The organism is Amycolatopsis methanolica 239, assembly GCF_000739085.1.
Taxonomy (GTDB): domain Bacteria; phylum Actinomycetota; class Actinomycetes; order Mycobacteriales; family Pseudonocardiaceae; genus Amycolatopsis_E; species Amycolatopsis_E methanolica.
On sequence record NZ_CP009110.1, the window covers coordinates 5,331,454 to 5,352,536 of the forward strand.

Sequence of the window (21,083 nt, forward strand, 5' to 3'; positions counted from 1 at the left end):
CCGGTCATTCGCTGCGCAGGACGGCCGCGATGGGCGTCCGCGCGGCGCCGCGCGCCGGGATGAGCGCGCCCGCCACCGCGATGGCTATGCCGGCCAGCGCCAGCAGGGCCGCCATCGGCGCGCGGTAGACGTCCAGGACGAAGCCGAAGACGTCGGACTGGGCCGCGCGCATCATCGCGGGGGCGACCACCCGGTGCGCGAGGATCCCGAGCGCCACGCCGATCAGCCCGCCGACCAGTCCCAGCGCGCCCATCGAGGTCACCAGCATCACGGTGACCTGGCGCGGTGTCATGCCGATCGACTTGAGCATGCCGAGGTCGCGCCGCCGTTCGCGGGCGTTGAGGACGACGGTGTTGAACACCCCGAGGGCGGCGACGGCGCCCAGCACCAGCGTCAGGAGCTCGCTGACCTACTTCGACCTGGTTGGTGTTCGTGCTGACCGGCGGCGGGCCGGGCGACGCGACGCGGATGCTGCCGCTGTCCGGCGGGGCAGCCAGCTGGAGGGGGCGTGATGCGGACCCGTCCGAACTACCTCGGCGGCCTCGCCGGGTTCGTGTGGCTGGCCGTCGTGCTGGTGCCGGTGTACTACGTGGTGGTGACGAGCCTGCGCAACCAACGCGGGTTCTACGACACGAACCCGTTGTCGGTGCCGACCTCGCCGACTTTCAGCGCGTACGAACTGGTGCTGCGCAACGACTTCTGGCGTTACTTCGCCAACAGCGTGGTCGTGACGCCGACGGTGGCGATCGCGGTCGCGGTGGCGTTGATGGCCGCCTACTACGTGGTGCGCGGCACGACGTGGTTCTCGCGGTTCACCTACCGCGGCTACCTGCTGGGCCTGGCGATCCCGATCCAGGCGACGATCACCCTCCCGTCGGTGGCGGTCGCGATCCCGCTGTCGGTCATCATCCTGGCGAACTTCCTGCGGGACGTGCCGAACGAGCTGTTCGAGTCGATGCGGGTGGACGGCGCCGGTGACTGGCGGATGCTGTTCAGCCTGGTGCTGCCGATGATCCGGCCGGCCGTGGTGACGGTCGCGGTGCACGACGGGCTGAACGTGTGGAACGGGTTCCTGTTCCCGCTGATCCTGACGCAAAGCCCGGACCAGCGGGTGCTGCCGCTCGCGTTGTGGTCGTTCCAGGGACAGTTCCGGGTCAACATCCCCGCGGTGCTCGCGGCGGTCGTGCTGTCGACGCTGCCGGTGCTGGCGCTGTACGTCCTGGGGCGGCGGTAGCTGGTCAGCGGCCTGACGGCGGGTTTCGGGAAGTGAGGTCGCGAACGGGCAGGAGTTCGACCGCCGCGCCGGACCGGTCGAGCAGATGCGCGTGCTCGGCGCGCCTCGGGTCGTTCCGGTAGGCCTCGAACTCCTGCTCGCCCGGGAACCCGACGAGGTGCGCCTCGGTGCGGTTGTCGAGTGAGCGGACACGCCGTTCGAGGCGGCCGCCGTACTCGGCCAGGAGGGGCAGGACGGCGTCCTCGTAGGCGTCGAAGGCTTCCGCGCCGCCCTCGGGCAGCCGCGCGATCAGCAGGAAGGTCAGGGGCATCGGCTCATGATGGCGGGCTCGGCACCTCCGCACGCCGGGCACCGTGTTCGCCACGCCGAGCCGGCCGCGCAGCGGCCCGAACTCATCACCGCCCGCGCACCACGCCCCGCACGTCCGCCGCCGACGGCGCGCCCAGCGCACGCGAGATCCCCCGCGCCGCGGCGGTCATCACCGGGACCAGCGCCCTCGGCTCGCACTCGTCGACGTGCACGACCAGGCCCAGTGCGGAGACCACCTCGTCACCGGCGCCGCGGATCGGCGCCGCGATCGCGACGGCCTCCAGCGTCAGCTGCTCCTCCGCCACCGCGACCCCGGTGCGCCGCACCTCCGCCAGCACCCGCCGCAGCTCCCGCGCGTCGGTGATCGTCCTGTGCGTGAAGCGCTTCAGCGGCGCCTCCAGCACCTGCTCCTGCACCTCGCGCCCCGCGTGGGCGAGCAGCGCGAGCCCGGTCCCGGTGGCGTGCAACGGCCACCGCTGCCCGAGCCTGCTCAGCACCGTCACCGTGCCGCGCGCCCGCAGCGTCTCGACGTACACCACCTCGTGCCCGTCCCGCACCGCCAGGTGCACGTGCGCGCGCGTGGAGTGGAACAGGTCCTCCAGGAACGGCTGCGCCAGCTCGCGCAGTTCCAGCCCGCGCGGCGCGAGCGCGGCCAGTTCCAGCAGGTGCAGCCCGATCCGGTAGCGGCCGTCGTCGTCGCGTTCGAGGGCTCCCCAGTTCACCAGCTCGCCGGCGAGCCGGTGCGCGGTCGTCAGCGAAAGCCCGGCCCTGCGGCTGATTTCGCTCAACGTGAGCAGGCTGCGGCCCGGCGTGAACGCGTCGAGCACGGCGAGCAGCCGTCCCGCCGCGGTCATGGGGATCGGTCTCCGCACAGCCCTGTCCACGGCGGCTCCTCCGGGGGTCGGCGCTGACTCCGTCCCGTCCATCCTTGATCGAGTGCGGCCGCTCATACAACCTGCCTTCCGCATGGTGGAAGCCCTGTTGCGCCGCGGTCACACGCGCGAGTGGTCAAGTTGGCTCGATCGAGTTTCCGCGGCGCGCCCGCGGAGGACGACGTGGTTACGTAGCGGGCCCCAAACCCCGACCGCACCGAGGAAGATCGCTTGTGACGGCAACGACCACCCGGCAGGAAACCGTCCCGCTCACGTTCGGCGGATTCGAGTTCGCGGGCCGCATCGTCCGCGGGGGCGGCAGACTCGCGCCGATCGTCCTGGTGGGCGGCGCCTTCCAGCACAAGGACGCGTGGGGCCGGGTGGAACGCGACCTGCTCGGGCACGCCGACGTGATCACGGTCGACCTGCCCGGCTGGGGAGCGGCGGACCGGCTGCCGCCCGGCTACGGCGTGGACTTCCTCGCCGGCGCGCTCGGCCACCTCCTCGACCAAGTCGCGCCGGAGCCGGTGCACGTCGTCGGCGCCTCCTACGGCAGCGGTGTCGCCCACCGGTGGGCACAGCTGCGTCCCGAACGGGTGCGCCGCCTGCTTCTCGTCGGCACCATGACGCACGTGACCGGGCGCCTGCGCCGCCGCATCGCCCGCAGCGTGGAACTGGCCGAGCAGGGCAGGCACGCGGAGTTCACCGCCGAGGTGCTGGACCTGATGCTGAGCCGCGCGCCGGACGTGCGGCGGCAAGCCGCGGTCCGCCGGTGCCTCAACAGCCTGGTGAGCGCGATGACCGGCGCCGACATCGCCAAGTACCTGGACAACACGCGGCGGCTGCTCGACCACCCGGGCGACGACGGCCGGGTCCTACCCGTCCCCGTGCTGGTCACGACCGGTGAGCACGATCCGCTGACCACACCGGTCCTAAGCCGGGCGGCCGCGGCCCGGTGCGCCGACGCCCGCTTCACCGCGATCCACGGCGCCGACCACCTCGTGCACCTGGAACGGCCGGCCGAGGTGGTGGATCTCGCGTTGCGGTTCTTCGCCGGCGAACCGCTGTCCGGTCTGCCGTACTGCACCCCGGTCGAGCACGTCGTCTGCGGGGTGGCGCGGTGAAGCACGCGCTGTTCGTCAACGTCTCCGACCACGGGCACGTCAACCCGACGCTGGCCGTGGTGTCGGAGCTGGTGTCGCGCGGCTGGCGGGTGAGCTACGCGGTCGGCGCGGACTTCGTCCCGCAGGTGCGCGCGGCCGGTGCGGAACCGGTGGTGCTGCCGAACGTCCGGGACGGCAGCCCGCCGCCGGAGGACCTGATGGCGGGCGTGGCGATGTACCACCGGGACGCCGAGGCCGCGCTTCCCGTGCTGGAAGCCCTCGGCGAGGTGCCCGACGTGGTCGCCTACGACTTCGTCGCGTTCGCGGGCAAGGTCCTGGCACGCAAGCTCGGCTTGCCGATGGTGCAGCTGTCGCCGACGCACGCGTTGTTCCCCGGCTGGGAGCGGATCGCGTTCGGCGTCGAGAACCTCTCGGACCTGCCGGTGTACCAACGGTTCCAGCGGTTCCTGGATGCCAACGGCCTCGGTTGTTCGGTCGAGGAGTTCCAGGCGGTGGACGACCCGAAGGTGGTGTTCGTGCCGCGGGCGTTCCAGATCTCGCCGGACCTGCTCGGGCCGGAGCACACGTTCGCCGGTCCCGCGCTCGGCGACCGGTCGTTCCAGGGGACGTGGCGGCCGCCGGCGGGGAAACCGGTGCTGCTGGTCTCGCTCGGGTCGTGCTTCACCGACCAGCCGGACTTCTTCCGCGCCTGCCTCGACCTGGCCGCCGGCTTGGGCTGGCACACCGTGATGGCGATCGGTCGGCACGTCGATCCGGCGTCGCTGGGGCGGGTTCCGGACGGTGTCGAGATCGCCCCGATGGTGCCGCAGCTCGACGTGCTGGCCGCCGCGTCGGCGTTCGTCACGCACGCCGGGATGGGCAGCCTGCTGGAGGCGCTGTACCACGGGGTGCCGATGGTCGCGGTCCCGCAGATGGCCGAGCAGCGGCTGAACGCGGCGCGTCTCGCCGAGCTCGGCCTGGGCGTGACGCTCGACCGCGCTGAGGTGTCGGCGCAAACGCTGCACAACGCGGTGCTGCGGGTGTCGTCGGATGCCGGCATCGCGGCGAACGTGGCGGGTATGCGGGAGATCGTGCGGGCCTGCGGCGGGGCGGCGGAGGCCGCGGACGTGATCGAGAAGGCCTCGGTCCGGGAAGGCGCTGCGCTGTGACGACCCTGGAGAGCCCGGTCCGCAACGTCATGCTGGAGACCGACCGCGGCCGGTTCGCCGCCTGCCGGGCCGGGTCCGGTGAACCGGTGGTGCTGGTGGGCGGGTACCTGGGGTCCAAAGAGGACTTCGCGCCGCTGTTGCCGCTGCTGGCCGCCGCCGGGTACGCGGCGTGGGCGGTCGACCACCACGGCCAGCACGAAAGCCCGGGCTCGGACGATCCGAGCGCGTACACGTTGTCCGCGATGGCGCAGGACGTGCTGGCGGTGATCGGCGAAGTCGGCGAGGGTGAGCCGGCGCACCTGGTGGCACATTGCGCGGGCGCCGCGGTCGCGCACGCCGCCGCGGTGGCCCTGCCGCGGGCAGTGCGCAGTTTCGCGCCGCTGGGCAGCCTGCTGACCGGTTCGGAAAAGGAGACGGCGTTCCTCACCTGGTGCGCGGACGCGGTCGCCGCGGAGGGCGCCGCGGGCCTGCGCAACCTGGTCGACCACTGGGTTCGCACGGATCCGGACCGGGCGGACCTGATGCGGGACCGGCTGTCGACCACGCGCACCGGTCACCTCATCGGGTTCGCGCGGCTGCTGTGCGGGCCGCGGGCGGGGGTCGGCGAGCTGGCCGGTTCCGGGGTGCCGCTGTTATTCGTGCACGGCGTGGACGACGAGTTCACCGGTTCGCCGGAGGAGTACCAGCGGGCGGCCCGCCGCTTCGGCCGGGACGCGGTCGCTGTCGAGGGCGCGGGCCACTGCGTGCAGCTGGACCGTCCACAGGAGACGGCCGAGGCGCTCATCGGGTTCTGGCGCGCAGTTTCAGCAGATCGTCGGCGAGTTCCGGCAGCGGAAGGTCGTTGACCTCGGTCACCGTGCGAACGGCTTCGTCCGGGAACGCGCCCGCGCCGGTGCAGGCGCCCGCGATGGCGCCGGCGATGGCCGCGATGGTGTCCGTGTCCCCGCCGAGGCTCGCCGCCGTGCAGCAGGCCTGCCACGGGTCCTCCACGTGGCGGAGCACCGCGAACGCGGCGGGCACCGACTCCTGGGTGGCGACGCTCGTGCCGATCAGCGCAGGCACGTCGGCCGGATCCATGGTGCGGCTCCAGCGGATCCGCGCGGCGACGTCCCCGGCCGCGACCCAGTTCCCCCGCTTGGCGGCTCGTTCCGCAGCTTCGACGGCGAAGTCGATCGCCTCGGACAGGTTCGCCCCGCCGACGCCCGCACTCACCGCGGCGGCGACCGCGGCAGCCCCCGCGAAGGCGACGCCTGTGTTGTGGGTAACCCAACTGGCCTCGACCACGGTCTCCACGAGCACGTCGAGGTCGGCCGGATTCGCGATCCCCACCGGGGCGATGCGCATGGCCGCACCGTTCGTGGTGCCGTACTTGCCGGCCTCCTCAAGGGCTCCCCCCGCGGCGACCGCTGTGAGAGCGGCGCGCGTGGACGGCCCGAGCAGCCCCCGAATGCCGCGGCTGCGCAGATCCCGCTCCCACTCCAGAAGCGCATCGGCGAGCCCGCGCGGATCGATCCGCCCACCCCCGGAAACCAGCAACCGCGCGACGATCACCGCCTGCTGGGTGTCATCGCTGACACCACCCGCAGGCAACCCCCGAGCCGCCGCGAAGCCTGTGACAGGAGTGATTTCCGCCGGCGACAACCCTTCCGTGGGCACGCCGAGCGCATCCCCGATGGCAAGACCCGCCAAAGCCGCCAAAGCACGTTCCCTCACCACCCCACAATCCCACCACCAAACAGGGCGCGCCAGCGCCTGCAGTGAACCCAGGTAGCTGGGTGGTCATCCCGGAGCGTGCCCGTCCGGCGAGGACATCTCTTGATCTTTAAACCCGCGCTGTCGCGCGGATAAGCGCCTCACGGCGCTGGAAAGGTCACCTTCCGACCACCCCCGTCCCCTCTCCCTGATTGTGTTTCAGTCGCCGAGCAGGCGTGTCAAGGCGGGAAAGAGTACCTTGACACGCCTGGTCGGCGACCAAAGATCGGCTGCGGATCGGGGGAGGTCTGGTTGGGGTAGTCGGTGGCTTTCCGTTGCCGGCTTGCGTTTGCGTGTGTGATGCCCAGCCCTGACAACAACTACCAGCGTGGCGGATCGCGGGAAAGGGGCCGGTCAGCTGAGGGGCGCGAGGAGCAGCGTGGCGAAGCCGAAGCAGTCCCGGTATCCGCGCAGCCACTCGTCCCGGTGGGCGGCGGCGATGGCGAGCACGTCGGGCTGGTCGAGGCCGCGGGCGGCGAGCGAGCCGGTCCAGTTCCACTCGTAGTCGTCCAGCTCGTGGCGCGTGCTGAGGTGACCGTAGAGGGGCACCCAGCCGTCGGCGGTGATCGTCTCGACCGTGGTGGGGAGGTCCGCGAGGTCGCCGAGGACCTCGACGGCCGCCGCGCTCGGTTCGCGTTCCCAGTACCCCTCGCCGACGACGACCCGCCCACCGGGCGCGAGGACCTTCCGGGCCGCCGCGAGGGCCTGCAGGAGCCCGCCGAAGGCGTGGGTGGCGCCGACGCAGAACACGACGTCGGCCGGCTGTCCGGGGACGAAGCCGGCCGCGTCGGTCTGGTGGAGCGTGAGCCGCTCGGCGAGACCGCGCCGCTCGGCCTCCCGGCGGGCGTGGTCGAGGGCCGCTTCGGAGACGTCCACGCCTTCCGCGGTGGCCCCGGGTACCAGCGCCAGGGCCCGCAGCAGCCACTCCCCGCCACCGCACCCGAGGTCGAGGAGGTGCTCGTCCCCGCGCGGCAGGGCCCGCTCCAGCAGGGCGGTCACCGCGGCATCCCCGAGGGGCGCGGCAATGGGATGGTCGGCATGCGCGAGGCGCGAGATCAAGTCACGTTCCACGACGGCAGCCTCCCCGGTGCCGGGCGGACGCGCACGCGAATTTCCGGCGATCGTGGCCGGACCGGACGACACCCGGCCGGGTCGCCACCGGACGGAGCAACGGGCGCGCCCGTCCGGCGCCGCTCCGAGAAGGAAGACCCGTGTGGGTCAACCGCCCAGCGCCCGCCGACGAGCCCGCACACTGCGGAGGCCCGGCCAGCGGCCGTCGAAATCGGGTGGGCGCAGCAGGGTTCGAACCTGCGACCCCCTCCTTGTAAGGGAGGTGCTCTTCCGCTGAGCTATGCGCCCCGGACCGGCGGCGCCCAACCCACGGGCACCGCCGGTGCGAGCATCATTCGGGCAGCTCGGCCACCGCTCGCTTCCAGGCGAGCTGGTCCCGCGGCTCGCCCGGCTGGTTGACCTCGGCGTAGCGCACCACGCCGCCCTTGTCGATCAGGAAGGTGCCCCGGTTGGCCAGCCCGGCGCCCTCGTTGAACACGCCGTAGAGCTTGGCGACCTCACCGTGCGGCCAGAAGTCCGACAGCAGCGGGAACTGGTAGCCCTGCTGCTCGGCCCACGCCTTGAGCGAGAAGGGTGTGTCCACCGACACACCGAGCACCTGCACGCCCTGGCCGTCGTACTCCGCGAACTCGTCGCGCAGCTGGCAGAGCTCGCCCTGGCAGATCCCGCTGAACGCGAACGGGTAGAAGACCAGCAGGACCGGCTTGTCGCCCTGGAACGACGACAGCGTGACCGGCTGCTTGTTGTAGTCGTTCAGGGTGAAATCCGGAGCAGCTGAACCGACCTCGACCGCCATCGAAGCACCTCTCACATCGCCAACGTTGCACTTGCCGCACGCTCACCTTAGCGTGCGGCCGGTCAGCGCTGCTTCGACTTCGACTTCGGCGGCACCAGCTTGGTCCCGGCCCAGTTCGGACCGACGCTGATGTTGGAGGTCTGCGCGAGCCCGACGGTGGGCACCGCCTCGGCGATCTCACTCGGCTCCACGTGCCCCGGCTGCCCGGTCTTGGGCGTCAGGACCCAGATGATGCCGTTCTCGTCGAGGGGCGACCGGGCGTCCATGATCGCGTCGACCAGGTCCCCGTCGTCCTCCCGCCACCACAGCAGGACCACGTCGATGACCTCGTCGGCGTCCTCGTCGAGGAGATCGCCGCCGATATGTTCTTCGATCGCGGCACGCAGGTCGTCGTCGACATCCTCGTCCCACCCGATCTCCTGAACAACCATGTCCGGCTTGATGCCAAGCCTCTCGGCGACGCTGCTGTACTCAGCGTCTCCAGCGGCGACCACTGCTGTCACTCCTCCAACTCACGACGCGGGCGGCACGGCGCCGCCCACTCGACATACGGATGGGTGTAGCGAACACGCCTGGAGCCTCCGGCGCAACCGTCCACACCGGATCTCTGTCAACTCGTAGCGCAGCGTAGGACCCCGGGGGACGTGTTCGCGACCGCAAAACGACCCTCGGCGGCACCCGTCCGGGCACACCTGGCCTAGGGTAGGAATAACGCGCGCGCGGACTTAGGTGAACGTTACCGCTCAGTAGCGATGACGGGAAGCCCGGACTAGACGACCATGACAGAGAGGGCACGGCCGAACTGAGGCATCCGTGCCCCGCACGCGAAGTGACAACCGGCGAGGAGATCCCTTGGCCCCCCAGAACGACCAGGCCGCAGGCACCGGCGCCAGCACCGATCGGGCCCCGGCCCGGGTCCGCGTCATCCGTGACGGATTGGCGGCCCACCTGCCCGACATCGACCCCGAGGAGACAGCCGAGTGGCTGGACTCGTTCGACGAGGCACTCGCCCGGGGCGGCCAGCAGCGGGCTCGCTACCTGATGCTGCGGATCCTGGAGCGCGCCCGCGAGCGCAACGTCGGTGTCCCGCCGCTGACCGCGACGGACTACGTCAACACCATCCCCACGGAGAACGAGCCGTGGTTCCCGGGCGACGAGGAGATCGAGCGCCGCTACCGGGCCTACATCCGCTGGAACGCGGCGATCATGGTGCACCGCGCCCAGCGCCCCGGCGTCAGTGTCGGCGGCCACATCTCCACGTACGCGTCGTCGGCGGCGCTCTACGAGGTCGGCTTCAACCACTTCTTCCGGGGCAAGGACCACTCCGGCGGCGGTGACCACGTCTTCATCCAGGGGCACGCCTCCCCGGGCATCTACGCCCGCGCCTACCTGGAGGGCCGTCTCAGCGAGCAGCAGCTCGACGGCTTCCGCCAAGAGCTGTCGCACGCCGGCGAGGGCGGCGGCCTGCCGTCGTACCCGCACCCGCGGCTGATGCCGGGCTTCTGGGAGTACCCGACCGTGTCCATGGGCCTCGGCCCGATGAACGCGATCTACCAGGCCCGGTTCAACCGGTACCTGCGTGACCGCGGCATCAAGGACACCTCGGACCAGCACGTGTGGGCGTTCCTCGGCGACGGCGAGATGGACGAGCCGGAGTCGCGGGGCCTCATCCACGTGGCCGCGGGCGAGGGCCTGGACAACCTGACCTTCGTCATCAACTGCAACCTGCAGCGGCTCGACGGCCCGGTGCGCGGCAACGGCAAGATCATCCAGGAGCTCGAGGCGTATTTCCGCGGCGCGGGCTGGAACGTGATCAAGGTCATCTGGGGCCGCGAGTGGGACGCGCTGCTGCACGCCGACCGCGACGGCGCGCTGGTCAACCTGATGAACCAGACGCCGGACGGTGACTACCAGACCTACAAGGCCAACGACGGCGCCTACGTCCGGGAGCACTTCTTCGGCCGCGACCCGCGGACGAAGGACCTGGTCAAGGACATGAGCGACGCCGACATCTGGAACCTCAAGCGCGGCGGCCACGACTACCGCAAGGTATACGCGGCGTACAAGGCGGCGATGGAGCACCACGGCCAGCCGACGGTGATCCTGGCCCACACCATCAAGGGCTACGGCCTCGGCCCGGCGTTCGAGGGCCGCAACGCCACGCACCAGATGAAGAAGCTCACGCTGGACGACCTGAAGCTGTTCCGGGACGCACAGCGCATCCCGATCAGCGACGAGGAGCTGGAGCGCGACCCGAAGCTGCCGCCGTACTACCACCCGGGCGCGAACTCGCCCGAGATCGAGTACATGGTGGGCCGCCGCAAGACCCTCGGCGGGTTCGTGCCGGAGCGGCGCAACCGGGCCAAGCCGCTGGTGCTGCCGGGCGACAAGGTGTACGAGGCCATCCGGAAGGGCTCCGGCAAGCAGGAGGTCGCCACCACGATGGCGTTCGTGCGGCTGGTGCGCGAGCTGGCCAAGGACGCCGAGATCGGCCACCGGATCGTGCCGATCATCCCGGACGAGGCCCGCACGTTCGGCCTGGACTCGATGTTCCCGACGGCGAAGATCTACAACCCGCACGGGCAGACCTACACGTCGGTGGACGCCAACCTGATGCTGGCGTACAAGGAGTCCGAGCACGGCCAGCTGCTGCACGAGGGCATCAACGAGGCCGGGTCGACGTCGTCGTTCACGGCGGTCGGCACGTCCTACGCCACGCACGGCGAGCCGATGATCCCGATCTACATCTTCTACTCGATGTTCGGGTTCCAGCGCACCGGCGATGGCCTGTACGCGGCGGCGGACCAGATGGCGCGCGGTTTCGTGCTGGGCGCCACCGCGGGGCGCACCACGCTGACCGGTGAGGGTCTGCAGCACGCCGACGGGCATTCGCTGCTGCTGGCGCACACAAACCCGGCCGTGGTGGCCTACGACCCGGCGTGGTCGTTCGAGATCGCCCACATCGTCAAGGACGGCCTGCGCCGCATGTACGGCGAGGGCGGCCCGGACGGCAACGGCGAGAACGTCTTCTACTACATGACGGTCTACAACGAGCCGTACCGGCAGCCGGCCGAGCCGGAGAACCTCGACGTCGAGGGGCTGCTCAAGGGCCTGTACCGGTACGCGGAGGCGCCGTCGGGCGACGGTCCGGAGGCGCAGATCCTGGTGTCCGGCGTGACGATGCCGGACGCGCTCAAGGCGCAGACGATGCTCGCCGACGAGTGGGGCGTGCGCGCGGCCGTGTGGTCGGCGACGTCGTGGTCGGAGCTGCGGCGCGAGGCCGTGGAGATCGACCGGGACAACCTGCTGCACCCAGGTGACTCGCCGCGCGTGCCATACGTGACGGAGGCCCTGTCCGGCGCGACCGGCCCGGTCGTGGCGGTGTCGGACTGGATGCGCGCGGTGCCCGACCTGATCCGCCCGTGGGTGCCGACCGACATGGTCACCCTGGGCACCGACGGGTTCGGCTTCTCCGACACGCGTCCGGCGGCGCGGCGGCACTTCCTGGTCGACGCCGAGTCGATCACGGTCGCCACGCTGGCCGCGCTCGCCAAGCGCGGTGAGGTCGCGCAGGAGAAGGTGGTCGAGGCCGCCCGGAAGTACCGGATCCACGACGTGTCCGCCGCCGGTCCGCAGCTGACCGACGCCGGGAACGCCTGATCTCCGGTTTTTCGAAGGCCACCCGCGTTTTTCGCGCGGGTGGCCTTCGCACGTCGTCATCACCGATGATGTATCCATGACGCGACGCCGCCTGCCGAGGCCCAGTGAGCTGCAGCAGATCCTGCGACCGAAACCGGTGAAGCTCAACCCGACCGATCGCCGCCTGTCGAACGCCCACACGATCGCCGACCTGCGCACCATCGCGCGCAGGCGGACGCCGCGGGCGGTGTTCGACTACACCGACGGTGCCGCGGAGCTCGAGGACAGCCTGCGCCGCGCCCGGCAGGCGTTCCGCAGCGTGGAGTTCCACCCCAACGTGCTCCGCGGGGTGTCCGATGTGGACACCAGTGTGGAGGTGCTCGGCGAGCAGTCGGCGTTGCCGTTCGCGTTCGCGCCGACCGGTTTCACGCGGATGATGCACCACGAGGGCGAACGCGCGGTGGTCCGGGTGGCGCAGCGGGAGCGCATCCCGTACGCGTTGTCGACGATGGGGACGACGTCGATCGAGGACGTCGCGAAGGCCGCCCCGCACGCGCGGAAATGGTTCCAGCTCTACGTGTGGCGCGACCACGCCGCGGGCGCGGAGCTGATGCGGCGGGCGGAGGAAAGCGGTTACGACACGCTGTTGCTGACCGTGGACACCCCGGTGGCCGGCGCGCGGATGCGGGACGTGCGCAACGGCCTGACCATCCCGCCGACGCTGACGCTGCGCACGTTCCTGGACGGCGCGACGCACCCCGCGTGGTGGTTCAACCTGCTCACCACGGAGCCGCTGGAGTTCGCGTCGTTCGGTTCGTGGGACGGGACCGTCGCGGAGCTGATCAACGCCCTCTTCGACCCGACGCTCAGCTTCGACGACCTGGCGTGGGTGCGGGAAACCTGGAAGGGCAAGCTGGTCGTCAAGGGGATCCAGAACCCGGACGACGCGCGGGACGTGGTGAAGCACGGCGCCGATGCCGTGGTGCTGTCCAACCACGGCGGCCGCCAGCTGGATCGAGCCCCGACCCCGCTGGAACTGCTGACGCCCACGCTGGACGCCGTGGGCGGCGACGCGGAAGTGTGGGTGGACACCGGAATCCTGTCCGGCGGCGACATCGTGGCTGCGATGGCGAGGGGCGCGTCGATGTGCCTTATCGGCCGGGCGTACCTGTACGGCCTCATGGCCGGCGGCGAACGGGGAGTCCAGCGCTGCGTGGACATCCTGCGACAGGAAATCATCCGCACCATGCAGCTACTGGGCGTGCGAACGATCGACGCCCTACAACCAACCCACGCCACCGTGCGCTGACAAAACCGGCACCCGGCGACCACCAAACCGCCGCCCGGCAACGAAACGCACCCACCCCACGAACCACTCCCCTCCCGCAACCCGATCCCCAGCCAAATCGGTTGCCGAGCGGCGGGGTCAAGGCACGCTTTCCCGCCTTGACCCCGCTTCTCGGCAACGAAGACTGAAAGATCGGGTTCGGAAGGGGCCCTCTCAACCGCGGCGTAGCGAAGCGAAGCCGGCGCCTTTCGGTAGCGAGACGAACTCTCTTCACCTGGTTTGCGGCCCGAGCAGCACGTCGAGGTTCAGGTATTCCGCCAGCAGGTGTTTGAGGTGCGGACCTTCGATGAGTTGGATTCGCCCGTGACGCGCGACGAAATCCCATGAGGCCTTGCCGAAGCGCGAGGTGGTCACCAACACGCCACGACTCGCGCGCTTGTCATCCATCACGCCCGCGAGCGCACGAACCGCATCCGGTTCGACGGTCCCCTTGTACCGCTTTGCCTGAATCACGCACACCCCGCCCATGATTGGGTCTTCATTGACGGCGAGCGCGTCAAGGCCGTCATCGCGAGAAGCCTGTGTGACCCAGGACTTCATCCCCATGGCTTCGAAGAGTTGCTTGACCAGAACCTCGAACTCGAAAGGCTTCATCTCCAGGAGCACCGCACGGCCGTCCAGACCCGCCGCCACGTCGTGAGCATCCACGAGGCGGTACTTCGACAAGTCCGGATCGAAGATCGGACGCACTGCTTCGAGGTCCCACGGATGGGGCGACACGAGCGCGTTGAAGTACTTCAGGCATTCAGCAGGATCCAGCTCGGTGAGCACCAGTTCCTCGAACTGTTTCCGCGTCGCGGAGACACTGACCAGACAAGGGCGTTCCGATTTGCCGGTGGCCCTGTTGCGCGTCGACACGTGCGCGTTCACAGCCACTTCGTCGACGAGGTCGCTCGGGCGGACCTCGAACACGTCACGCATCATCCTCAGAACGATCTGCGCCACCAGATTCGCGTAAGCCTGCTTGACTTCTTTCGCCAGTCGGGGCTTGGCTACGATCTCATCTCGTGACTTGACATACGTGTACTCGCGGTTGGGCGGAATCACATCAACCCCGGGCAACTCCCCGATCATGAGCAACTTCTTCGAGTCGGACTGGTAGGCAACCTCGACATCGACCGGCAGATCGGCCGGCAGAGGTGACTGCTCGATGAGTAGCTCGAAATAGTCTTCGACCGCCTCTGGCGCTCTCGCCAGGACGCGGCTTTCGAGATCTGCCACCTGAGCGTTGTGTTGTTCTACTTCTTGTCGGCGAGATTCCTCAGCCTGTCGATGTCGCGCTTCCGCAGCCGCCAGTGCGGCAAGTCGCTCGTGTTCGACCTGTTCATACCGCGCCATGGCGTGCGCGAACCTGGCTTTGGCTTGATCGACGGCCTTGTTCTGCGCCCCCTTGAAGAGTCGCCTCACCCCAGACGGAGGCGGCGGAGCGTATCTCTCCCATTGCGGCTGCGTCGCTGGAGTGGCTAGAGCCGGCGGCGCTTCAAATCGCTGCGCCTTGAAAGACCTGCGCATCTGAGCGAAGGAAAAGACACTTCGATGACGGAGGCCGTCGACCAGGACCCTGCCCAGTTCATCCACCCGCTCCTGCGCAGCTGTGGTCATCGCTACAGCTTCGTTCTGTTGCTGCTTGACATGCAATTCTCGCTGTTCGCGAGCTTCCTTCGCCAAGGCTCGTTCACGGGCACGGACAGCACGTTCGGCTTCCCTTTGTGCTTGCTGCCACTGCCGCTGCCGTTCCCGTTCCCGCACCATCTGTTGATGCTGAAGTTCGGCGAAGAAACCACGTTTGCGTGCCACCGCGCACCCCCAGGAAAGGACCCGACACGCGACCGTAGCTCAGGCTCTGGTTGATTGACGATGCGCCGAACCGGCGATCCTTCCACACACTTCCTGAACCATCTCGATCAGTGAAACGCTCCCCTTGACGCCTCACCGGGGACCCTGGACCATACCTCCCCACCAAAAGCGGAACCCCACTTCCGCGATGTGGAATCGAGGTCGGCATGTTCGTGCAGGAGCTCGCCCCGCTAGCCGGTTCACTCGGCCTGTCCGCGCTGCTCGCGGCTCTCCCACTGGCCACCGTCCTCGTCCTGCTGGGCGTGGTCCGGATGAAGGCCCACCAAGCGGGCCTGATCGGCCTGGCCGTCGCACTCATCGTCGCCGTCACGATCTTCGGCATGCCGATCGGGCAGGCGATCTCGAGCGGGTTCCAGGGCGCCGCGTTCGGGCTCTTCCCCATCATGTGGATCGTCGTCAACGCGCTGTGGATCTACCGGATCACCGTGCGCACCGGCCATTTCGACGTGCTCCGCCGGTCGTTCGGCCGGATCTCCGACGATCCCCGCATCCAGGCGCTGATCATCGCGTTCTGCTTCGGCGCGCTGATGGAAGCACTGGCCGGTTTCGGCGCGCCGGTCGCGATCAGCTCGGTGATGCTGGTGGCGCTCGGGTTCACCCCGGTGCGGGCGGCGGTCGTCGCGCTGGTCGCCAACACCGCGCCGGTCGCGTTCGGCGCCATGGGCACGCCGGTCGTCACCCTCGCGCAGGTCACCGGGCTGCCGCTGGACATCGTGTCGTCGATCGTCGGCCGCCAGACGCCGATCCTCGCGTTGTTCGTGCCGCTGCTGCTGGTCTTCATCGTCGACGGCCGTCGGGGGCTGCGGGAAACCTGGGTGCCCGCGCTGGTGTGCGGTGCGGCTTTCGGGGTGGTGCAGTTCGCCGCCGCCAACTACGTCTCCGCACAGCTCGCCGACATCGGCGCCGCGCTCGCCGGCGCGGCCGCACTGGTCGCGTTGCCCGCCGCCCGCAAGCCGGCCCGCGAAGAGGTCCGGACCGCTGTGCTCACCGGCGTGGCCACCGAAACGCTGGACCGGCCGGAGGACCGCGGCGAGGTCGTCCGCGCCTACCTGCCGTACGCGCTGATCATCGTGATCTTCTCGATCGGCCAGCTGCCGCCCGTCAAGCGGCTGCTCGACGCGGCGACGTGGAAGTTCGACTGGCCGGCCCTGTCGGTGGCGAACGCGGCGGGCAAACCGGTGTCCGGCAACACGTTCTCGGTGCCGTTCCTGAGCACCGGCGGCACGCTCGTGTTGATCGCGGGCGTCCTGACCGCGGTGTTCCTGCGGGTCCGCGCCCGCGACGCGGTGCGCGAATGGGGCGGCACGGTGCACGAGCTGCGGTTCGCCATCCTGACCGTGACGAGCGTGCTCGCGCTGGCCTACGTGATGAACCTGTCCGGCCAGGCCACCACGATCGGCTACTTCATCGCGGGCGCGGGCGCCGGCCTGGCGTTCCTGTCCCCGGTGCTCGGGTGGTTCGGCGTCGCGGTCTCCGGTTCCGACACCTCGGCCAACGCCCTGTTCGGCGCGCTTCAGGTGACCGCGGCGCACCAGGCCGGGCTGCCGCCCGAACTGCTCGCCGCGGCCAACTCCTCGGGCGGTGTGCTCGGCAAGATGATCTCCCCGCAGAACCTGAGCATCGCGTGTGCGGCGGCGATGCTGCCGGGCGAGGAGGGCACGCTGTTGCGCAAGGTGCTGCCGTGGAGCGTGGGGCTGCTGCTCGTGATGTGCCTGATCGTTGTGGCGCAGGCGAGCTTCCTCAGCGGGATGCTGCCGTGAGCTCTGGGCGCGTGGCCGCGGCGCGGTGCCAGCTCCACCAGCCGTGCACGACCAGCGCGGCGAACACGAGGTAGACCGCCGCGGAGAAGTACAGGCCCGAGGAGATCTGCAGCGGCACGCCGATCGCGTCGACGACCAGCCACACCAGCCAGAACTCGACCAGGCCGCGGCCCTGGGCGGCGAAGGCGACCAGTGTCCCGATGAAGATCGCCGCGTCCGGCCACGGCGCCCAGGACGCGTCCAGCGCGTCGAGCACCAGCGCCATCACCACGGTGCCGGCCACGAACGCACCCGCCATCACCAGCCGCTCGACGGCCCGGCCACTGCGCACGACCACCCCGTAGACCGGGTCGCGGCGGCGGGTCCAGGCCCACCAGCCGTAGATCGAGATCAGCAGGATCGCGACCTGCCGGGCCGCGAGCCCGCCCAGGTGCGCGGAGGCGTAAACGGCGAAGAGCAGCACCGTCGCGCCGACCTGCACGGGCCAGGTCCAGAGCGTGCGCCGCTGCGCCAGGAAGACCACGGCGAGCGCGCACAGCTGGCCGACCAGCTCCGCGATGGAGATCCACTGCCCGAAAACGGACAAACCGTGCTGCAACAGAACGTGCATGGCGCCTCCCGTCTGCCGGATCAACCTGCCACATCCGGCACTGATTCCCTCACCACCAGTGAGCCCCGCTACACATCTCGAAAATTACTTGCACGATCGAGTGAGAAGACTGGCGGAAAAATATCCACAAGGTCCATAGTGGACCTACCGGTGGGGACCGGGGAGATGAGGCCGCCCGGCGCTGCGAGAACCGCGATGCGCCGGGCGGCCTCGCGTTTACCGGACGGCCGGTTAGAGTCGGTTTCACCATGACCCAGACCAACGGCAGCCAGACCAACGGCAGGCGGCCGGCCAAGCACCACGGCCTCTCGGCGAAGACGCTGCGCAGGCTGGAGCGCGCCTCCGGGCGCCTCGCCTCGGCCAGCGTCGCCGCCATGGAGCAGCGGCTGCCGTGGTTCGGGCGGCTGCCCGCCGAGCAGCGGGCGAGCATCCTGCTGATCACCCAGACCGGCGCGGCCGGGTTCGTCGACTGGCTGCGTGATTCGCAGGAGGCGCTCAAGCTCACCACCGACGCCTTCCGCGGCGCTCCCGAAGACCTGTCCCGCTGGATCAGCCTGCGGCAGGCAGTGGGTCTGGTGCGGCTGGCGATCGAGGTGTTCGAGGAGCAGCTGCCGGAGTTCGCCGCAACCAAGGCCGAGGACGCCGCGCTCACCGAGGGCATCCTCCGCTACGGCCGCGAGATCGCCTTCGCGACGGCCAACTCCTACGCCGCGGCCGCGGAAGCCCGCGGCGCGTGGGACGCCCGGCTGGAGGCGCTGGTCGTGGACGGCATCGTCCGCGGCGACGCTGAGGAGGCGGTGCTGTCCCGGGCCGCGGCGCTGGGGTGGGAGCCGTCGGCGATGGCGACCGTGCTGGCCGGCCGCCCGCCCTCAGACGACCCGCCGAGCGTGGTGTTCGAGGTGCGCCGCCTCGCCGCCCGGCTGGGACGCCCGGTGCTGCTGAGCGTCCAGGGCTCGCGGCTGATCGTGGTGGCAGGCGGGCCGACCGACGGCGACGCCAAGCAGAAGGAGGTGCTCGGCAAGCTGGCAGGCGCGTTCGGCGAGGGGCCGGTGGTGGCCGGGCCGACGGTGGACAGCCTGGCCGAGGCGCACCGCAGCGCCGCCGAGGCGCTGTCCGGGTTGCGCGCGGTGGTCGGCTGGCCGGGGGCGCCGCGCCCGGTGCGGTCGTCGGACCTGCTGCCGGAACGAGCGCTCTCCGGCGACGCCGAGGCCGAGCGGCTGCTGATCGAGGAGATCGCGCAGCCACTGGAGGCGGCGGGGCCGACGATGCTGCAGACGGTGGACGAGTACCTGGAGTCCGGCGGGGTGCTGGAGACGTGCGCGAAGAAGCTGTTCGTGCACCCCAACACCGTGCGCTACCGGCTGCGGCGGGCGGCCGAGCTGACCGGCCGCAACGCCACCGAGCCGCGGGACGCGCTGGTGCTGCGGGTGGCCCTGACCGTGGGACGGCTGGCCAGGGCACGCGGCCTCTGGTGACCGGTCTCACTTCCGGGCTGCCCGGAACCGACAACACATCAGCGCTGGATGCGGACCTGTGGGCGCCATTTTTGTAGGATCCCTACAAGATCACCGCTCCGACTTGGTGAACAGCGGCATCCCGGGCCCGCCGGGGAAGCATGTTCCCTAGAGACGTGACAGCAGTGCTCGCTCCCGGACAGGGCTCCCAAGCGCCCGGCATGTTCTCCCCCTGGCTCGAACTCGACGGCACTCGCGAGAAGCTCGCGCGCTGGTCCGAGCGAACCGGGCTCGACCTGGTCCACCTCGGGACCGAGGCCGACGCCGAGACCATCCAGGACACCGCGATCACGCAGCCGCTGATCGTCGCGCTCTCGCTGCTGGCCTTCGACGCCCTCGGCGACGTCCCGGACGACACCCCGGTCGCCGGGCACTCCGTCGGCGAGCTCGCGGCAGCCGCCGCGGCGGGTGTGCTCACCGCCGAGGACGCGGTCGCACTCGCGGCCGTCCGCGGCGCCGAAATGGCGAAGGCGTGCGCGATCGAGCCGACGTCCATGGCCGCCGTCATGCTGGGCGACCCGGACGAGGTCGTCGCCTGGCTGGAGGGCCACGGCCTGACCGCGGCCAACCGCAACGGCGCCGGGCAGATCGTCGCCTCCGGCGCGAAGGACGCGATCGAGCGCATCGTCGCCGAGCCACTCGAAGGCACCAAGGTCCGGCCGTTGAAGGTCGCCGGCGCCTTCCACACCTCCTACATGGCCCCCGCCGAGGAGGCCCTGCGCGCGCACGCCGCGTCGATCACGCCGAAGGACCCGGTCCGCCCGCTGCTGTCCAACGCCGACGGCACCGTGGTCACCAGCGGCGCCGAGTACCTGGAGCGGCTGGTCAAGCAGGTCACCCGCCCGGTCCGCTGGGATCTGACGATGGACGGCCTCGTCGAGCTGGGTGTCACCGCGACGGTCGAGCTGCCGCCGGCCGGCACCCTGACCGGTCTGGTCAAGCGCCAGCTCAAGGGCACGGTCACGCAGACCGTCGCGCTGAAGACCCCCACCGACCTGCCCGCCGCGAAGGAGATCCTGTGAGCCCGGTGTTGCGCCAGAAGCAGGGGCCCGCCGCCACCCGGATCCTGGGCGTCGGCAGCTACCAGCCGGACCGCGTCGTCACCAACGACGACCTGTCCCAGATCATGGAGACCAACGACCAGTGGATCCGTGAGCGGGTCGGCATCATCGAGCGCCGCTTCGCCGAGAAGGACGAGCTGCTGGTCGACATGGCGGTCAAGGCGGGCAACGCCGCGCTCACCGACGCGGGCCTGCAGCCGTCCGATGTTGACACCGTGATCGTGCCGAACTGCACGATGCCCGCGCCGATCCCGAACGCGGCCGGCCAGGTCGCCGACCGGATCGGCGTGAAGGCGGCCGGCGCGTTCGACCTCAACGCCGCGTGCGCCGGGTTCTGCTACGGCCTCGGCGTCGCCTCCGACCTGATCCGCGCCGGCTCGGCTGGCAAGGTGCTGGTGATCGGCGCGGAGAAGCTGACCGACGTGGTCGACCCGGTGGACCGGGCGAACGCGATCATCTTCGCCGACGGCGCGGGCGCCGCGGTGGTCGGGCCGTCCGACGAGCCGGGCATCGGGCCGGTGTCCTGGGGCAGCGCGGGCGACCTGGTCGACACGATCTACATGCGCGACCACAAGTACATCTACCAGGAGGGCCAGTCGGTCTTCCGGTGGGCGACCACGCAGATCGCGCCGATCGCGTTGAAGGCGGTCGAGCTGGCCGGGCTGGAGCCGTCGGACGTCGACGTGCTTATCCCGCACCAGGCGAACCTGCGGATCGTGGACGCGATCGCCAAGCGGCTCAGGGCCAAGGGCGCGCGAGAGGACCTGGTCGTCGCCGACGACATCAAGTTCTCCGGCAACACCTCGTCCGCGTCGATTCCCATGGCGCTGGACCACATGCGGAAAGCGGGCACCGTCAAAACGGGTGACGTGGTGCTGATGGTTGGATTCGGCGCGGGCCTGTCCTACGCCGGACAGGTCGTCATCTGCCCGTGATACCACTATCGCCGGCAGGCGCGGGCCTGCCGGTGTCGAACCCCAGAAAGGAA

The 21,083-nt window shown here is 70.3% G+C and carries 19 protein-coding genes and 1 tRNA gene; 10 read left to right on the plus strand and 10 right to left on the minus strand.

The window, feature by feature from the left end; translation table 11 throughout:
• Positions 1–4: 4 nt before the first annotated feature.
• Complete coding sequence (locus AMETH_RS25905) at positions 5–388, minus strand: ABC transporter permease (RefSeq protein WP_017984101.1); 384 nt, start codon at positions 386–388, stop codon at positions 5–7.
• A gap of 123 nt (positions 389–511) precedes the next feature.
• Here AMETH_RS25905 and AMETH_RS25910 point away from each other — a divergent pair, with 123 nt between their 5' ends.
• Positions 512–1,234: a carbohydrate ABC transporter permease gene (locus AMETH_RS25910; protein ID WP_017984102.1), complete on the plus strand. Its 723-nt coding sequence runs from the start codon at positions 512–514 to the stop codon at positions 1,232–1,234.
• A gap of 4 nt (positions 1,235–1,238) precedes the next feature.
• Here the strand turns inward: AMETH_RS25910 and AMETH_RS25915 are convergent, their stop codons facing one another.
• Both AMETH_RS25915 and AMETH_RS25920 read right to left on the minus strand, forming a co-directional pair.
• Complete coding sequence (locus AMETH_RS25915; protein ID WP_017984103.1) at positions 1,239–1,544, minus strand: DUF1330 domain-containing protein; 306 nt, start codon at positions 1,542–1,544, stop codon at positions 1,239–1,241.
• Between the two features lie 85 nt (positions 1,545–1,629).
• Positions 1,630–2,397: an IclR family transcriptional regulator gene (locus AMETH_RS25920; RefSeq protein ID WP_017984104.1), complete on the minus strand. Its 768-nt coding sequence runs from the start codon at positions 2,395–2,397 to the stop codon at positions 1,630–1,632.
• A 251-nt stretch (positions 2,398–2,648) separates the two neighbouring features.
• Between AMETH_RS25920 and AMETH_RS25925 the strand changes: the two genes are divergently transcribed.
• The 3 genes from AMETH_RS25925 to AMETH_RS25935 are packed head-to-tail and all read left to right on the plus strand — an operon-like array spanning position 2,649 to position 5,532.
• The gene (locus tag AMETH_RS25925) at positions 2,649–3,539 is read left to right on the plus strand and encodes an alpha/beta fold hydrolase (RefSeq protein ID WP_017984105.1); all 891 of its coding nucleotides are present in this window, start codon (positions 2,649–2,651) and stop codon (positions 3,537–3,539) included.
• The gene (locus AMETH_RS25930) at positions 3,536–4,687 is read left to right on the plus strand and encodes a macrolide family glycosyltransferase (RefSeq protein ID WP_017984106.1); all 1,152 of its coding nucleotides are present in this window, start codon (positions 3,536–3,538) and stop codon (positions 4,685–4,687) included. The genes AMETH_RS25925 and AMETH_RS25930 overlap by 4 nt, the downstream gene beginning before the upstream one ends.
• Complete coding sequence (locus AMETH_RS25935; RefSeq protein WP_017984107.1) at positions 4,684–5,532, plus strand: alpha/beta fold hydrolase; 849 nt, start codon at positions 4,684–4,686, stop codon at positions 5,530–5,532. The genes AMETH_RS25930 and AMETH_RS25935 overlap by 4 nt, the downstream gene beginning before the upstream one ends.
• Here the strand turns inward: AMETH_RS25935 and AMETH_RS25940 are convergent.
• The 5 genes from AMETH_RS25940 to AMETH_RS25960 form a co-directional block, all read right to left on the minus strand.
• Positions 5,468–6,400, minus strand: coding sequence for an ADP-ribosylglycohydrolase family protein (locus AMETH_RS25940; RefSeq protein WP_081617725.1), 933 nt, complete (start codon positions 6,398–6,400; stop codon positions 5,468–5,470). The two genes, AMETH_RS25935 and AMETH_RS25940, sit on opposite strands and share 65 nt — an antisense overlap.
• Positions 6,401–6,793: 393 nt before the next feature.
• Entirely contained in the window at positions 6,794–7,438 is a 645-nt protein-coding gene (locus tag AMETH_RS25945; RefSeq protein WP_017984109.1) for an SAM-dependent methyltransferase, read from the minus strand.
• Between the two features lie 288 nt (positions 7,439–7,726).
• Positions 7,727–7,798 (minus strand) — tRNA-Val (locus tag AMETH_RS25950).
• Between the two features lie 43 nt (positions 7,799–7,841).
• Entirely contained in the window at positions 7,842–8,306 is a 465-nt protein-coding gene (locus tag AMETH_RS25955) for a peroxiredoxin (protein WP_017984110.1), read from the minus strand.
• Between the two features lie 62 nt (positions 8,307–8,368).
• A complete protein-coding gene (locus tag AMETH_RS25960; protein WP_017984111.1) occupies positions 8,369–8,800 on the minus strand; it encodes a DUF3052 domain-containing protein in 432 nt (143 codons plus the stop codon).
• A 358-nt stretch (positions 8,801–9,158) separates the two neighbouring features.
• Here AMETH_RS25960 and aceE point away from each other — a divergent pair, with 358 nt between their 5' ends.
• Positions 9,159–11,966, plus strand: coding sequence for a pyruvate dehydrogenase (acetyl-transferring), homodimeric type (aceE, locus tag AMETH_RS25965; protein WP_017984112.1), 2,808 nt, complete (start codon positions 9,159–9,161; stop codon positions 11,964–11,966).
• Between the two features lie 76 nt (positions 11,967–12,042).
• Positions 12,043–13,254: an alpha-hydroxy acid oxidase gene (locus AMETH_RS25970; RefSeq protein WP_017984113.1), complete on the plus strand. Its 1,212-nt coding sequence runs from the start codon at positions 12,043–12,045 to the stop codon at positions 13,252–13,254.
• 249 nt (positions 13,255–13,503) lie between these two features.
• Here AMETH_RS25970 and AMETH_RS39355 read toward each other — a convergent pair whose 3' ends face one another.
• Positions 13,504–15,090 carry a restriction endonuclease gene (locus AMETH_RS39355; protein ID WP_209436807.1) on the minus strand — a complete coding sequence of 529 codons (1,587 nt, stop codon included), beginning with the start codon at positions 15,088–15,090 and terminating at the stop codon, positions 13,504–13,506.
• A gap of 206 nt (positions 15,091–15,296) precedes the next feature.
• On the opposite strand from AMETH_RS39355, the gene AMETH_RS25985 reads away from it, so the two are divergent.
• Entirely contained in the window at positions 15,297–16,910 is a 1,614-nt protein-coding gene (locus AMETH_RS25985) for an L-lactate permease (RefSeq protein WP_017984116.1), read from the plus strand.
• On the opposite strand, the gene AMETH_RS25990 is transcribed toward AMETH_RS25985, so the two are convergent.
• Complete coding sequence (locus tag AMETH_RS25990) at positions 16,891–17,520, minus strand: nicotinamide mononucleotide transporter family protein (RefSeq protein ID WP_017984117.1); 630 nt, start codon at positions 17,518–17,520, stop codon at positions 16,891–16,893. The genes AMETH_RS25985 and AMETH_RS25990 overlap by 20 nt on opposite strands.
• 248 nt (positions 17,521–17,768) lie before the next feature.
• On the opposite strand from AMETH_RS25990, the gene AMETH_RS25995 reads away from it, so the two are divergent.
• The 3 genes from AMETH_RS25995 to AMETH_RS26005 all read left to right on the plus strand — a co-directional run bounded on the left by AMETH_RS25995 (position 17,769) and on the right by AMETH_RS26005 (position 21,030).
• Positions 17,769–18,995 carry a PucR family transcriptional regulator gene (locus AMETH_RS25995; protein WP_017984118.1) on the plus strand — a complete coding sequence of 409 codons (1,227 nt, stop codon included), beginning with the start codon at positions 17,769–17,771 and terminating at the stop codon, positions 18,993–18,995.
• Positions 18,996–19,135: 140 nt separating this feature from the next.
• On the plus strand, positions 19,136–20,056 hold the full coding sequence (locus AMETH_RS26000) for an ACP S-malonyltransferase (protein ID WP_081617595.1): 921 nt from the start codon (positions 19,136–19,138) through the stop codon (positions 20,054–20,056).
• Positions 20,053–21,030, plus strand: coding sequence for a beta-ketoacyl-ACP synthase III (locus AMETH_RS26005; protein WP_017984120.1), 978 nt, complete (start codon positions 20,053–20,055; stop codon positions 21,028–21,030). Before AMETH_RS26000 ends, AMETH_RS26005 begins: the two co-directional genes overlap by 4 nt.
• Positions 21,031–21,083: the final 53 nt, after the last annotated feature.